This window comes from Actinoallomurus oryzae, from assembly GCF_039541955.1.
GTDB lineage: Bacteria > Actinomycetota > Actinomycetes > Streptosporangiales > Streptosporangiaceae > Actinoallomurus > Actinoallomurus oryzae.
Genome location: NZ_BAABHF010000042.1, coordinates 91678 through 106047, shown reverse-complemented (window position 1 = coordinate 106047; position 14370 = coordinate 91678). Strand labels below are relative to the sequence as shown.

Below are 14370 nucleotides of genomic sequence, written 5' to 3'. Positions count from 1 at the left end.
CGGCGAGGCGGTTGCGGTCGTCAGTCCTTGATGTCGCAGATCGCGAGGCCGGAGGAGACGGTCGCGCCGACCTCCGCCGTCAGGCTCTTGATCGTGCCGGAGCGGTGGGCGTTGATGGGCTGCTCCATCTTCATCGCCTCCAGCACCACGACCAGGTCGCCTTCGTCGACGTGCTCGCCCTCCTCCACGGCCACTTTCACGATGGTGCCCTGCATCGGCGAGGTGAGCGTGTCGCCGGAGGCCGCCGGGCCGGATCTGCCGGCGGCACGCCGTTTCGGGCGCCCGCCGCCCGCGGGGCGGGGCAGGGTGGTTCCCAGCGACGCGGGCAGCGAGACCTCCAGCCGCTTGCCGCCGACCTCGACCACCACGGTCTCGCGTCCCGGCTCGCCGGCGTCCTCGGTCCCGGCGCCACCGGTGAACGGCGGGATGGTGTTGGTGAACTCGGTCTCGATCCAGCGGGTGTGCACGGTGAACGGCGCGCTGGTGAACGCCGGGTCCTCGATGACCGCGCGGTGGAAGGGGATGGCGGTGGCCATGCCCTCGACCTGGAACTCGGCCAGGGCGCGCCGGGCGCGTGCCAGGGCCTGTTCGCGGGTGGCGCCGGTGATGATCAGCTTGGCCAGCAGCGAGTCCCACGCCGGGCCGATCACGCTGCCGGACTCCACGCCCGAGTCCAGCCGCACGCCCGGGCCGGACGGCGGGGCGAACTTCGTCACCGTCCCGGGGGCGGGCAGGAAGCCCCGGCCCGGGTCCTCGCCGTTGATGCGGAACTCGAAGGAGTGGCCGCGCGGTGCCGGGTCGTCGTACCCGAGTCTCTCGCCGTCGGCGATCCGGAACATCTCGCGTACGAGGTCGATGCCGGTGACCTCCTCGGTGACCGGGTGCTCGACCTGCAGCCGGGTGTTGACTTCGAGGAAGGAGACCGTGCCGTCCTGCCCGACGAGGAACTCGCAGGTGCCCGCGCCGACGTACCCGGCCTCGCGCAGGATGGCCTTTGACGCCCGGCGCAGCTCGGCGTTCTGCTCGGCGGTGAGGAACGGCGCCGGCGCCTCTTCCACCAGCTTCTGGTGGCGCCGCTGCAGTGAGCAGTCGCGGGTGGAGACCACCACCACGTCGCCGTACCGGTCGGCCAGGCACTGGGTCTCCACGTGCCGGGGCCGGTCCAGGTAACGCTCGACGAAGCACTCCCCGCGCCCGAACGCGGCCACGGCCTCGCGTACGGCCGAGTCGTACAGCTCGGGGATCTCCTCCAGGGTGCGCGCCACCTTCAGGCCGCGCCCACCGCCGCCGAACGCGGCCTTGATCGCGAGCGGCAGGCCGTGGTTCCGGGCGAACGCCACCACCTCGTCGGCGTCCCGCACCGGATCCTTGGTGCCCGCGACCAGCGGCGCACCCGCACGCTGGGCGATGTGACGGGCGGCGACCTTGTCGCCCAGGGCACGAATCGCGGTGGGTGGGGGGCCGACCCAGATCAGGCCCGCGTCGATGACGGCCTGGGCGAAGTCGGCGTTCTCCGACAGGAAGCCGTAGCCGGGATGGACGGCGTCCGCGCCCGAATCCGCGGCGGCCTTCAGGACCTTGGCGATGTCCAGGTAGCTGGTCGCCGGGGTGTCACCGCCGAGCGCGTACGCCTCGTCCGTCGTACGGACGTGCACGGCGTCGCGGTCCGGCTCGGCGTAGACGGCCACGCTCGTGATCCCCGCGTCGCGGCAGGCACGGGCGACGCGGACCGCGATCTCGCCACGATTGGCGATGAGCACCTTCGTCAGCATGCCGCCTCCTCGTCAGAACGCATCGGACGGGACATGGACGCCCCAGACGTCACGGAGGGCGTGGGAGACCTCGCCGACCGTGGCGCGAAGCCCGAGGGCCTCGCGCATCGGAAGCAGGACGTTGCCGGTGCCCTGGGCGGTGGAGCGCAGGGCGTCCAAGGCCCGCTCGACGGCGGCGTTGTCGCGTTCCTTGCGCAGGACCGCGAGCCGTTCACACTGATCGACCTCGATCTGCGGGTCGACGCGCAGCGGCTCGTAGGGTTCTTCCTCGTCCAGGGCGAACTTGTTCACCCCCACCACGGTCCGCTCCCGGTTGTCGATCTCCTGCGCGATCCGGTAGGCGGAGCGTTCGATCTCCGACTTCTGGAAGCCCTGCTCGATCGCTGCCACGGCACCGCCGCGGTCGTCGACGGCCTGGATCAGCTCGAGGATCGCCGCCTCGAGCTCGTCGGTCGTCGCCTCCATGAAGTAGGACCCGGCGAAGGGATCGACGGTCTTGGTCACGTCGGTCTCGTAGGCGATGACCTGCTGGGTGCGCAGGGCCAGCCGCGCCGCCTTCTGGGTGGGCAGGGCGATGGCCTCGTCGTAGGAGTTGGTGTGCAGGGACTGCGTCCCGCCGAGCACCGCCCCCAGGCCCTGCAGGGCGACCCGGACGAGATTGACCTCGGGCTGCTGCGCCGTCAGCTGCACACCGGCGGTCTGGGTGTGAAAGCGCAGCATCTGCGACTTGGGATTCTTCGCCCCGAACTCATCGCGCATGATCCGCGACCAGATGCGGCGGGCGGCGCGGAACTTCGCGACCTCCTCCAGCAGCGTCGTACGGACGACGAAGAAGAACGACAGGCGCGGCGCGAAGTCGTCGACGTCCAGGCCCGCGGCGATCGCGGTCCGCACGTACTCCTTGGCGTTGGCGAGGGTGAACGCGATCTCCTGTACGGGCGTGGCCCCGGCCTCGGCCATGTGGTACCCGGAGATGGAGATCGTGTTCCAGCGCGGAATCTCCCGGTGGCAGTAGGCGAAGATGTCGCTGATCAGCCGCAGCGACTGCTGCGGCGGGTAGATGTAGGTGCCGCGGGCGATGTACTCCTTGAGCACGTCGTTCTGGATCGTGCCGGTCAGCAGCCGGCTCTCGACTCCCTGTCCGGCCGCCACCAGCTGGTACAGCAGCAGCAGTGCCGACGCGGTGGCATTGATCGTCATCGACGTCGACACCTTCTCCAGCGGCAGCCCCTCGAACAGCGTCCGCATGTCGTCGATCGAATCGATCGCCACGCCGACCTTGCCCACCTCGCCCCGGGCGATCGGCTCGTCGGAGTCGTAGCCCATCTGCGTCGGCAGGTCGAAGGCCACGCTCAGCCCGCCGGTGCCCGCGCCGACCAGATCGTGATAGCGCTCGTTGGACTCCTTCGCCGTACCGAAGCCGGCGTACTGCCGCATCGTCCACGGCCGGCCGGTGTACATCGACGGGTACACCCCGCGGGTGAACGGGAACCGGCCCGGAGCGCCCAGCTTGGCGTCCGCGTCGAAGCCTTCCAGCGTGGAGGGGTCATAGACCGGCTGCATCGGCAGCCCGGACTCGTTGCGCGAGGGGACATGCATTCGCCGGATCCCTTCTGGTACTGGGTACCTTTTGAATGGTACTGAGTACCGGCAATGCCGCCAAGTGGCCGGCGTCGCCGAGTGGCCGGCGTCGCCAGGTGGGCCGTCGCCAGGTGGCCGCCTGCGCGGAGACGGGGAAGGATGGACGGTCATGAGCAAACCGACCGCGCGGGCCCGGCTCGCACAGGCCGCGTTCGTGCTCTTCGACGAGCGCGGGTACGAGCAGACGACGGTCGACGACATCGCCGAGCGGGCCGGCGTGGGGCGCACCACCTTCTTCCGGCACTACCGGTCCAAGGAAGACGTGATCTTCCCCGACCACGACCGGCTGCTCCAGCTGATCAGAGACCGCCTGGCGGCCACCGGCAACGGCACCGCCCTGGTCGCCGTCTCCGACGCCGTACGCCTGGTGCTGCTGCACTACATCGACGAGGGCGACCTCGCGCGCCGGCGGTACGCGCTCACCAGCAAGGTGCCCGCCCTCCGCGAGCGCGAGATCGTCAGCGTCGCCCGCTACCAGCGGCTGTTCCGCGAGTTCATCTCCGACTGGATGGGAGACCCCACGGAGTCGGCGTCACTCAGAGCCGAGCTGATGGCGGCATCGGTCGTCGCCGCCCACAACCACGTGCTGCGCCGATGGCTCCGCGGCGACTCCCCCGACCCGATCGCCGAGGTGGACGAGGCGATGCGCGAGGTGCTCGCCCTTTTCCCCGGGCCCCAGTCCCGACCGCGAGCCGCCGACGGCGGCACCACCGTCGCCGTGTTCCGTACGGGAGAAGATTTCGACGCGCTGCTTCCCACACTGCGGCGCCTCATCGGCGGTGAGCCCGAGCGGTGAACGCCCGCCGCATGAGACGCGGAGGGCTCATCGGCCGTTCTGCGGCTCAGTGGACGAGGCCGCGCTGCCAGGCCAGGCGGCGATCTCGACGCGGTTGCGGGCCTGGAGCTTGTCCTGAACGTGCGTCAGGTGCGACTTGACCGTTCCGATGGTGAAGGCGAGTTCGGTGGCGATCTCGACGTTCGTCCGTCCTCTGGCCACCTTGGCGGCGACCTCTCGCTCCCGGGACGTCAGCGCCTCCGCGGTCTGCCCGCCGCGCCCGTCCTCGCGGGCCGGCGCAGGCCCCCCGGATTCCGATGACGGGGCGGCGTGCGCGAAGCGCTCCAGCAGCCGTACCGTCACCGAAGGCGAGATGAGCGCGCCGCCGTCCACCGCGGCGCGTACCGCGTCGATGAGGAAGCGCGGGCCGGAGTTCTTCAGCACGAACCCCGCGGCACCCGCGCGCAGCGCTTCCAGGATCAGGCAGAACCCGCTGCGGACCATCTCCTGGTCGTCGGCGACCAGCACGCGGATGGCCACGCGGTCAGCTCCTGGGCAGGGACGCCGACAGCTCCCAACCGCCCTCGGGCTGCGCCCCCAGTACAGTTCGCCGCGGAGGCCCTCCACGCGCTCGGACAGGCCCAGCAGCCCGAACCCGCTGCGGGCGAACCGGCGTCCGCGGCGTCCATGCCCGGTGCCGTCGTTGCGCACGGCCACCCGCACCGTGTCTTGATGCGCCGACAGCAGCACCCGGACACCGGTCGGGTTCCGGACGTGCTTCAGGACGTTGGCCGGCCCCTCCTGCACGGACCCGCTGCACCGTGGTGACCAGCTCCGGCGACAGGGACGCGAGGTCCTGGTCGGGGTCCAGGCCTACCAGGTACGGATGGAGGTGACCGGCCCCGGATCCGCACAGATCTCCTACGGTTTCTCCGGGTCCGATGCCTCCATGCCCCGCCGGGAGAAGCTGACCTGGATCAAACGGGCCGACGCCGGGTTCGGTTTCAACCGTCTCTCCGTCTCCGCCGGTGACCCCGGCACCACCTGCCGGATCGTCGTGGACGACGAGGAACGCGACAGGAAGACCGTGGGCGCCGACGGAAAGGCCGAGTGCTACGTCAGCGTCCAGAACGACTAGCCCGGCCGCGCGCGACGGCCACCACTTCACGCGGCCGTCCGGGACCTCACTCGCATTCACGGAGGGAATGCATGGACCTCTCGTCGCTTCGTTATGCGATCACGCTTGCGGAGGAGTTGCACTTCGGCCGCGCCGCGCAGCGGCACTACATCAGCGCGCGGCCGTTCGGCCGCCACATCCAGAACCTGGAGCGCGAACGGGCATCCGGCTGTTCGAACGCACCAGCCGGCGGGTCACCGTGACCCCCGTGGGCGCGCGGGTGCTGGCCGAGGCACGGGCCATCGTGGACGCGGTGAACGCGCTCACCGACTCGCACCGCTGGGCCGAACCCGGCGAGGCCGGCACCCTGGCCGGCTCGTGCAGATGAACGGGCGGTCCATGAGACGCCTCGCCGGGCCGAACGCTCAGACAGCGTGAAGTTCCAGGCCGTGGTAGCCGCCGCCGACGGGATAGGTCGTGCCGCGGCGCCATCCTGAGGCCGCGAAGAGCGTGTCGAACTCCTCCAGGTCTCGTTCTATACCGCCGGTCACGCAGAGCATGGCCATGTCCGACAGGGCGGCGAAGTCGGGCCGGCCGATCTCGCCGACGACGGTCTCCACGACCAGCGCGCGCCCGCCCTCATTTACGGCGGACCGGCAGTTGCGAAGGATGGTGATGGCCCGGTCGTCGTCCCAGTCGTGGAGCACCGTCTTCAGGAGGTACAGATCCGCGGCGGGAACCTCGGCGAAGAAGTCGCCCGCCACCGCGGAGAAGCGCTCGGACAGGCCGCGATTCCCGGCCTCTCTGCGGGCGTCCTCAACGGCGTGCGGCAGGTCGAGCACCTGGCCGCGCAGCCCGGGGTCGGCCGCCATCAACGCGAGGACGAACCGCCCGTCCGCACCGCCGACGTCCACCACGGTCGACACGCCCGCGGTATCGATCGCGGCCACGGCGCCCTGAACCGTCAGATTGGACAAGTCCGCCATCGACTCGGTGAAGAGCGCCGCCTCTCGGGCGTTCTCCGGCCGCGAGAGGTAGTCGAAGATGTCCGCCCCCAGCGCGTCCTTCGCCTGGGCGGCGCCCTGCCGTACCGCCTCGGGGAACAGCTCCCAGGACTTCCAATGCGCACGCCCGGCCTGGACCAGTACGAAGGAGCGGAGGGAGCCGGGAACGTCGGCGCGCAGTAGCCGGCCTCGCCCCGTCAGTCCGAAACGGCGTTCCCCCTCGTAGCTCAGCACGCCCAGCGAGGCGGCCGCGCGCATCAGGCGATAGGTGGCCCGTACCTGGCTGCCCTCGCGCTCGGCCACCTCCTCCGCCGTCCGAGCGCCGTCGGCGAGGTGATCGGCGATATGGAGCGCGGCGACCGCGTGCAGGACCTGGATCCTGACCACTCCCAGGAGCATGTCCATGAGGCCCGCGGCATCCGCCGCGGGGTCGTTGCGCGCTTCGCCGGTGATTTGCGTCGTATCTACCATGGGAATCGAGTGGGCCTTTCTCCCTGTTCGCGGCATTGGCCTCCGGTAACTTATGGCGGGCGATATCGAAGATGTGTGTATCTCAGCGCCACTTTGATAGAACATGCGCGCCATATCGGGGGCAACGATGAGCACCGGATCGATGACGGGCCGAGCGACGACGTTCTCCGCCGACGTCACCGCCCCGAGCGCCGCGCGGAACGGCTTCGACATCTTCCGGCGCGAATGGGACGTGCAGGTGGGAGAGGCCTGGCCACTGGCAGAACTCGACCTCGGCGAGGCCGGCGACTTCCGGATCAACGTCCAGGCCGTGAGGGCGCACGACACGTTGATCGCGGACGTCTACAGCGAGTCGTTCACCGGCCGGACCATGGCCGCCCGCGGCTCCGGTGACCGGGTGCTCGTACACATGATGCAGCGCGGAGCCTGGCGCTTCACCCCGCCGGACGGACGGGGTGAGACCGTCACGGTGCCGGCCAGGTCGTTCATCGCGCGGCACAACGGGCCACCGTCGCTGTTCGAGGTGGACCCCGGCGCGACGGCGAGGATCCTGATTCTGCCCGCCCCGGCTCTCGGACCGCTGATCAACAGCGACCGGCACGTCGTCGGGTCGGCCCGCTCGCCCGAGGTGCGGGTGCTCACGGCCCACGCGAACATGGTCGGCGAGACCGTACGCGACCTCACCCCGGCGGGCGTACGGGGCGCCCGCGACGCCTTGCTCGAGCTCGTCAAGGGAGTCCTGAGACGGGAGTTCGACGACGTCGAACCCCGGCTGGCTCCCGCGCTCGCGCGCGCGGCGATGGAGATCGCGGACAGGCACCTCACCGATCCCGAACTCTCACCGGCGTCGCTGGCACGCGAACTCAACGTCTCCGTGCGCACGCTGCACCGGGCGTTCGCCGCGTCCGGGGAGCCGGTGGCGGCCTACATCCGCCGGAGGCGGCTGGAGCAGGCCCGGCTCCAGCTGGCCACACCGCACCGCCGGCCGAGCATCTCGGAGGTCGCCGCGCACTGGCAGTTCGCCGACAGCAGCCACTTCATCCGCGAGTTCAAGAAGCACTACGCACAGACGCCCGCCGAGTTCGCCCGCGCGTGGAAGGGCGCGCTGCGCGCCATAAGTGGCGACCGGACGGCAGGGGATCGATAAATGCGACATCGTGGCGGCGGACCATCGGGGTGCCTGCTCGCCGTGTCCACCGCCAGTGTTCTGCTCTCCGCATTGGCCGGCCTGCTCGGCAATGTCGTGACGTCGGGGAAGCTGCCGTTCGGCCTGGAGCCCTACCGGCGTTGGGCGCCGGTCGCGCTGGTCGTCGGCCTGGTCCTGGTCATGGTGGTCGCGCTCCTTCAACTGTTCGTGGAACGCCATGAGGACGCCCCGGAGCCGGAGCAGGAGGCCGGCGCCCGGCGGACATGGCTGGTGGCACCGGTGGCGTCGGGGTGCCTCGCGCTCCTTGTCCTGGCCCTCCGCGCCACGAAGTCGGTCCCGTCCGCGCTGGGCACGGCCTCGGTCCTTCTCGTGGTGGTGACCAGCGCCGGTACCTGCGTCATCGTGTCGGCGCGGTTCCTGTGGTGGCGGCGGCAGCCCAAGCCGTTTCCCGCCGTGCTCCGGAGACTGCTGGACAGGCAGCGTGCGACAGCGTCCCTGCAGCACGAGTACAACTACTGGGACGGCACCGCACCGCCCTTGCCGGACATCTACGTCGAGCAGCGGACCGAATATCTTCTGCCGTCGCCCATGGCCGCGCGGAACAAGGACCGAGCCGGCCCGTTGACGCTGGCGCAGATGCTCCACGCCAGCCGGTTTTCGGTGGTTGTGGCGGAACCCGGCGTCGGCAAGTCCACGTCGGTCGCGCGCGTACTCCAGGAGCAGAGCGCGTGGTGGCTGAACGCTCGTAGGACGGCCAAACCCGAGGACGCCCCGTACGGACCGTCGGTGCCCATCGCGCTGCCCGTCAATCTCCACGGATGCGACAGCCTGCCCGAGGCGATGGCCATGGAGTGCAAGCTGCTGACCGGCCTCGAGCCTCCCGCGCGGATGTTCGACGCCCCGCCGCCCGGTGGGCGCTCCTGGCTGATTCTGCTCGACGGGATCGACCAGATTCTCCTCACCCAGGAGCGCAAGGGGGTACTCGCCCGTCTGGGCGGCTGGATCGAGCAGGCACCCACGTCCTATCGATTCATGATCACCACTCGTCCTCTGCTGGGCGGAGAACTCGGCCGGCTCGGCACGGACCATGTCGGGTGGTACGTACTGCAAAGGTTCGACGAAGCGGGCCTGCGCAAGTTCATCACCCAGTGGGTGGCCTATCGGCGGGACCATCACGTGTCCGGTATCGAGGCGGCCCCGATCACCGTCGAGAGGTTCATGGCGAGCGTTTCCTCCGCATCGCTGTCCTCTCTGGCCCGGACCCCACTGATCGCGACGATCACCGCGCTGGTGCTCGAGTGGAGCCACGAGACGGACCTGCCGGCCAGCCGCGCCGGACTGTACGAGAGGTACGTGCAGCAACTGCTCACATCACGAGAGTTGCAGACGATGCCGCCGAGTCCGGAATTCAGCGCCGCGGGAGCCGTGGGAGGACGCGCCTGGAACTGGTTGCGGGACAATATCAGGGCCCTTCTTGAGGGCGTCGCCGACCGGCACCTTTCCCCCACTTCGCCGAGTGTGACAAAGTGCGCGATAGCCTGGATAAAAGAGCGATCCGGAGGGTTGCTCGACGCCGTGCCGGGCTGGGAGACCGCGTTGAGCCGGCTGCTCACCGCCACCAGCCTTATCGTGCCCAGCTCGGACGGGCTGCGATTCGTTCATCCGAGTTTCGCCGAATATCTGGCCGCCGGCCCGCGCGCGGAGGCCTTCGACCTGGACACGTGGTTGGCCGACGCTCTCAGCCCGGACAGCCGCAATCTCGCCCTGTTCATCCTGGCCCGCCTCCCGCAGACCGCCGCACGGCCGTCCGGGCACCGGCTCGCCGACACACTCGTCGAGATGCTGCTCGAACGAGGGAGATGGAGACCTGCGTGGCCGGGGCGATCGCCGCCGACGGCATCGAGATGAGCGATCCGCTCCGTCGCCGCGTCATCGACGACCTCGCGCAGCAGCTGGCCCAGGAGGACCAGACCACGGCCGAGGCCATTCGTGTTCTCATCGACCTCACCATCGATCCGCAGGTCCTGGAGCGGCTGACGCGGTTCGTCGAGGACGCGGGCAACCCGGACTGGGTCAGAGCCGACACCGCGGAAGAGCTGTGCGGCGTCGCGCGGGAGACCGGGATCCGCCTCTTGCGCCATGTGCTGGAGACCGCCGATGACTCGTGGCTCAAGTACCGGATCCTCCTGCTGCTGATCGACTTCGGTGAGGCGACCGACGGCGAGAAGGCCCGCGCCGAACGCCACGATCTCACCGTTCTCGACGTCGACACCTCCAACGTCAGCGCCGGGCACTGGGTGCGGCAGATCGCCGGCAGCACGACCGTCCTCCCCCGGCACCGGCTCTTCGCCGTCCTCGCGATGGCTCAGCGCCGTGAGTCCGGCTGGGACGAGCATTTCGCGGACGTCATCCTCGACGACGCCCTGACCGTCGAGGAGCGCCTGGAGGCGGGCCGGGCCGTGGCGCGGATGACCACACCGGACGGTGCCGAACCGGAGGGCGTGTCGCTGTTGCGCCGCATCGCCGATTCGGAGGAGCGCTCGCTGGACATCAGGGTGCCGCTGCTGGCCGCGTTGGCCGCGGAACAGGACCAGGCGGCCCGGCAGAAGCTGAATGGGCTCGCCAGGACCGGCGGTCGGGAGTTCGCCGAACGCTTCCCGTTCGCCGCCGCGTGGGAGGTGTCGGCCGGGACCCGAAGCTCCGAGCTGTCGTCGCAGGTCACTGGGGGTACGGCTCGTGGACGTGTGCCCGAGGTCTGGGGAGGCGTCCCGCCCCGCAACGCTCACTTCACCGGGCGCGAGGAGCTGCTGGCGGAGCTCAGAGAGAGCATCACCGCCGGGGTGACCGCGATGTTGCCCCTCACCCTTCATGGCCTCGGGGGCGTCGGCAAGACACAGTTGGCGTTGGAGTACGCCTATCGATACCTCGCCGACTACGACCTCGTCTGGTGGATACCGTCCGACCAGCCGTTTCTCGTCCGATCCTCGCTGGCCTCGCTCGCCACCCATCTTGGGCTGCCCCACGCGAACACGACCGGTGTCGAGGAGGCCGCGAGAGCCGTCCTCGACGCCCTCCGACGTGGTGACCCTTATTCCCGATGGCTACTGATCTTCGACAATGCGGGCGAGCCGGAGGATCTGTACGACGTCATTCCCGATGGACCGGGCCACGTTCTGATCACCTCGCGGAACCCTCGTTGGGAGGCCGTGGCCAACACGGTGAGCGTCGATGTCCTGACTCGCCGGGAGAGCGTGGAGTTCCTCTCCGCGCGCACCGCCGAGGTGATCACCGAGCCTGCCGCCGACCGCCTCGCCGACGAACTGGGCGATCTCCCGCTCGCGCTGGAGCAGGCGGCCGCGTTCCAGGTGGAGACCGGGACCGCGGCCGACGAGTATCTCGCGCTTCTGCGTGAGCAAACAGGCGAACTTCTCGATGAGGTGGGATCGGCCGAGTACCCGACATCGGTGAGCGCCGCCTGGACCCTGTCGATCGAAAAGCTCCGCGAGGACCAGCCCGAAGCGGTCGAGCTACTCCGTTGTTGCGCTCTTTTCGGAGCCGACCCGATCCCCCGCGCCATCTTCAGGCGTCCCGCGCGGGGAGATGTGTCGCCACCGCTCGCTCTTCTCGTCGACGATCCGATCAAGCTGGCCCGCGCGATCCGCGCACTCAGCTACTACGCACTCGCCAGGGTCGATCACGCTCGAAACACCATCCAGCTCCACCGGTTGGTCCAGGCCGTCGTACGTGAAGAAATGACCGGGGCCGAACGGCGGCGGATGAGGAGCGACGCGCGACTCTTGCTGGCCGGGTACGCATCAGGGGATCCGGCCGATCCCGAGACGTGGAACACCTACTCCAGCGCACTGGCCCACGTTGAGCCGTTGGGCGTCGAGGAGAGCACGGACCCCGCTGTTCGCGAGTTCGCGCTGGATGTCATTCGGTACCTGCATCTGTCCGGCGCCTATGACGCCGCTCGGTCAATGGTCGAACGGCTGATCGCCGCGTGGGGCACGGAGCCTGAGCCTGATGAGGACGGGCTGGACATCGCCCTCGCCCACCAGCTGTTCGGTGACATCCTTCGCGCCCTCGGCGACTACCAGGCGGCCTACGACGTCGACACGGCGACATTGGCCAGGCTCGAGTCGACCGTCGGCAGGGAGCACGAGGCGACCCTGCGAAGCATGGTGAGTATCGCCACCGACATGCGGGGCCGCGGAGAGTTCGCCGCGGCCAGGATCCGGGACGAGGAAGCCCTGTTCCACTGCGAAAGGCTCTATGGCGCGGACGACCCGGAAACGTGCCGTGTGCTGAACAAACTGGCACTCGACTTCGCCCTGGGCAGTGACTTTCAAGGCGCGAAGGCACTTCACGAACGCGCCTACCAGGCGTCTCTGTCCGGACCGCCCGGCGGCGAGACGCTGCTCCTGAGTACGCGGAGCGATCTGGCCCGCGCGGCCCGACTCTGCGGCGACTACTCCGAAGCGTGTGACGTGGGCGAGGTGGCGTACGCCCAGAGTGTGGGCAAGCTCGGGCCGGAGCATCCCTGGACGCTTCGCACGGCCATCGATCTGTCGACGGCCTTGCGCCGATCCGGTGACTTCGGGGCGTCCCTCGACCGGGCGAGGGACGTGCACGCCCGCATCGTTCGACGACTCGGGACCGACCACCCCGACGCCCTTGCCGCCGCCACCTGCCTCGCCATGAGCCTGCGCGTCACCGGCGAACTGGATGCCGCTCTCGACCTGACCGCCGACACCGCACGGCGCGCCACGAACGTCTACGGAGCGGACCACCCGTACGCCCTCGCCCACACCGGGAACCTCGCTCTCCTGCACCGGCTCTCGGGCGACGCGCGGGAAGGCGGGCGACTCAACGAAAGCGTCCTCGCGGCACTCGATGCGACGCTCGGCCGCGACCACCACTTCTCGCTGACCGTGGCCGCCAACCTCGCCGGCGATCTGGCCGCCCTCGGCGATGTCGCCGCAGCCGCCGGGCTCGGGCGCGAAATTCTCCCGCGACTCCGGGCACTCCTGGGCGAAACCCACCCGATGACGCTCGCATGTGCGGCCAACCTCTCCGCCGACCTGACGGAACTCGGCGAGACCGACGAAGGAGAGACCCTGCGCGAGGCGACCCTCCGTGTCCACGCGGAGAGGCTCGGCCCCGATCACCCGGCCGTCCAGGCCGCACGGCAAGGACGGCGGCTGGACTTCGACTTCGATCCACTACCGATCTAGTGCCGCTCCGGCGGGTTGTGCGCCCGGCGGTAGGCCAGCGGAGACAGGCCCACGTGGGTGTGGAACTGTTTGCGCAGTGCGACCGGATCGCCGAAACCGCAGGCGGTGGCAACGCGTGCGATGGCGAGGTCGGTGGACTCCAGTAGCAGGCGTGCGTGTGCCAGTCGGCGCTGGGCCAGCCATTTGAGTGGGCTGGTGCCCGCCTCGCTGCGGAAACGGCGGGTGAAGGTACGTACGCTCATGTGCGCATGTCGTGCCATGTCCTCCAGCGTGATCGGTTCGGCCAGCCGTTCCAGTGCCCACTGCCGGGTCGCCGAGGTGGAACGGTCGGTGTCCTGGGGAACCAGGTGCTCGATGAACTGGGCCTGTCCACCCTCGCGCCACGGCGCCGCCACGCACCGGCGTGCGGCGGCCGCCGCGACCGTCGCTCCGTGGTCCCGGCGAACCAGGTGAAGGCACATGTCGATGCCGGCCGCTCCGCCGGCGGATGTCAGGATGCGCCCGTTGTCGACGAACAGCACGTTCGGATCGACCTCGACGTCGGGGAACAGCCGCGCGAACGTGTCGCACAGTGCCCAGTGGGTCGTGGCCCGCCGGCCGTTGAGCAGGCCGGCCGCCGCGAGCAGAAAGGCCGAGGTGCACAGGCTCACGATGCGGGTCCGCGGCGGTATCCGATCCAGTGTCGCGGCGAGGTCGCCCGGCAGCGCCCCCGTCGCGAGCAGGTGTTCGCTGGGCTCCTGGGTGGCGATCACCACGGTGTCCGCGGTCCGCAGCACGGACTCGTCGTGGTCGACGAGGATCTGGAAGTCCTCGTGCGTACGGACCGGTCGGCCGCCGAGCGAGAAGGTGCTCACCGAGTAGAGACGAGCCCCGTCCGGAGTACACGCCTCGTTGAACACCCGGGCCGGAATGCCCAGATCCAGGGGCAGGACTCCGTCGAGGGCGAGGACGGCAACACGGTGCGGCATGGCCGGAATGGTACGACAGGTATCCCCCGGCCACTCACCCGCTGCCGTGGGCAGCGCTTGTAGTGCGTAGGCACCAGGACATGCGGGTGGCTGGTCCGGGTGCACCAGGGGAAGACGGCGGCGGGGGACGATGCCCACGCCGGGCGCCGGAGGGAAGTGTTGGAGGCGCGTGAATCTCGCGCATTCCCCTTGCCCAAGCGGCGTCTGGAGTGATCAGCAAGTGGCGACATCTCGTTAC

The 14370-nt window shown here is 69.8% G+C and carries 11 protein-coding genes; 6 read left to right on the top strand and 5 right to left on the bottom strand.

Annotated features, from left to right (window positions below; translation table 11 throughout):
* Nucleotides 1-20: 20 nt before the first annotated feature.
* The gene (locus ABEA10_RS33415; RefSeq protein ID WP_345470942.1) at nucleotides 21-1769 is read right to left on the bottom strand and encodes an acetyl/propionyl/methylcrotonyl-CoA carboxylase subunit alpha; all 1749 of its coding nucleotides are present in this window, start codon (nucleotides 1767-1769) and stop codon (nucleotides 21-23) included.
* Between the two features lie 15 nt (nucleotides 1770-1784).
* A complete protein-coding gene (locus ABEA10_RS33410; RefSeq protein ID WP_345470786.1) occupies nucleotides 1785-3371 on the bottom strand; it encodes an acyl-CoA mutase large subunit family protein in 1587 nt (528 codons plus the stop codon).
* A gap of 151 nt (nucleotides 3372-3522) precedes the next feature.
* On the opposite strand from ABEA10_RS33410, the gene ABEA10_RS33405 reads away from it, so the two are divergent.
* Nucleotides 3523-4209, top strand: a complete 687-nt coding sequence (locus ABEA10_RS33405; RefSeq protein ID WP_345470783.1) for a TetR/AcrR family transcriptional regulator — start codon at nucleotides 3523-3525, stop codon at nucleotides 4207-4209.
* Between the two features lie 27 nt (nucleotides 4210-4236).
* Here the strand turns inward: ABEA10_RS33405 and ABEA10_RS33400 are convergent, their stop codons facing one another.
* Nucleotides 4237-4995 carry a helix-turn-helix transcriptional regulator gene (locus ABEA10_RS33400; RefSeq protein ID WP_345470781.1) on the bottom strand — a complete coding sequence of 253 codons (759 nt, stop codon included), beginning with the start codon at nucleotides 4993-4995 and terminating at the stop codon, nucleotides 4237-4239.
* Between ABEA10_RS33400 and ABEA10_RS33395 the strand changes: the two genes are divergently transcribed.
* Nucleotides 4976-5326, top strand: a complete 351-nt coding sequence (locus ABEA10_RS33395; protein WP_345470779.1) for a hypothetical protein — start codon at nucleotides 4976-4978, stop codon at nucleotides 5324-5326. The genes ABEA10_RS33400 and ABEA10_RS33395 overlap by 20 nt on opposite strands.
* Nucleotides 5327-5397: 71 nt before the next feature.
* Nucleotides 5398-5568, top strand: a complete 171-nt coding sequence (locus tag ABEA10_RS33390; RefSeq protein ID WP_345470777.1) for a LysR family transcriptional regulator — start codon at nucleotides 5398-5400, stop codon at nucleotides 5566-5568.
* A gap of 162 nt (nucleotides 5569-5730) precedes the next feature.
* Here ABEA10_RS33390 and ABEA10_RS33385 read toward each other — a convergent pair whose 3' ends face one another.
* A complete protein-coding gene (locus tag ABEA10_RS33385) occupies nucleotides 5731-6714 on the bottom strand; it encodes a methyltransferase (protein ID WP_345470775.1) in 984 nt (327 codons plus the stop codon).
* Nucleotides 6715-6922: 208 nt separating this feature from the next.
* On the opposite strand from ABEA10_RS33385, the gene ABEA10_RS33380 reads away from it, so the two are divergent.
* Genes ABEA10_RS33380 through fxsT form a run of 3 tightly spaced genes read left to right on the top strand, consistent with a single transcriptional unit; the run spans nucleotide 6923 to nucleotide 13164 of the window.
* Nucleotides 6923-7927, top strand: coding sequence for a helix-turn-helix domain-containing protein (locus tag ABEA10_RS33380; protein WP_345470773.1), 1005 nt, complete (start codon nucleotides 6923-6925; stop codon nucleotides 7925-7927).
* Nucleotides 7928-9835 carry an NACHT domain-containing protein gene (locus tag ABEA10_RS33375; protein WP_345470771.1) on the top strand — a complete coding sequence of 636 codons (1908 nt, stop codon included), beginning with the start codon at nucleotides 7928-7930 and terminating at the stop codon, nucleotides 9833-9835.
* Nucleotides 9787-13164 (top strand): FxSxx-COOH system tetratricopeptide repeat protein, encoded by a 3378-nt coding sequence (gene fxsT / locus ABEA10_RS33370; protein ID WP_345470769.1) that lies wholly within the window; start codon nucleotides 9787-9789, stop codon nucleotides 13162-13164. Before ABEA10_RS33375 ends, fxsT begins: the two co-directional genes overlap by 49 nt.
* Here fxsT and ABEA10_RS33365 read toward each other — a convergent pair.
* A complete protein-coding gene (locus ABEA10_RS33365; RefSeq protein ID WP_345470767.1) occupies nucleotides 13161-14132 on the bottom strand; it encodes a GlxA family transcriptional regulator in 972 nt (323 codons plus the stop codon). The genes fxsT and ABEA10_RS33365 overlap by 4 nt on opposite strands.
* Nucleotides 14133-14370 lie beyond the last annotated feature (238 nt).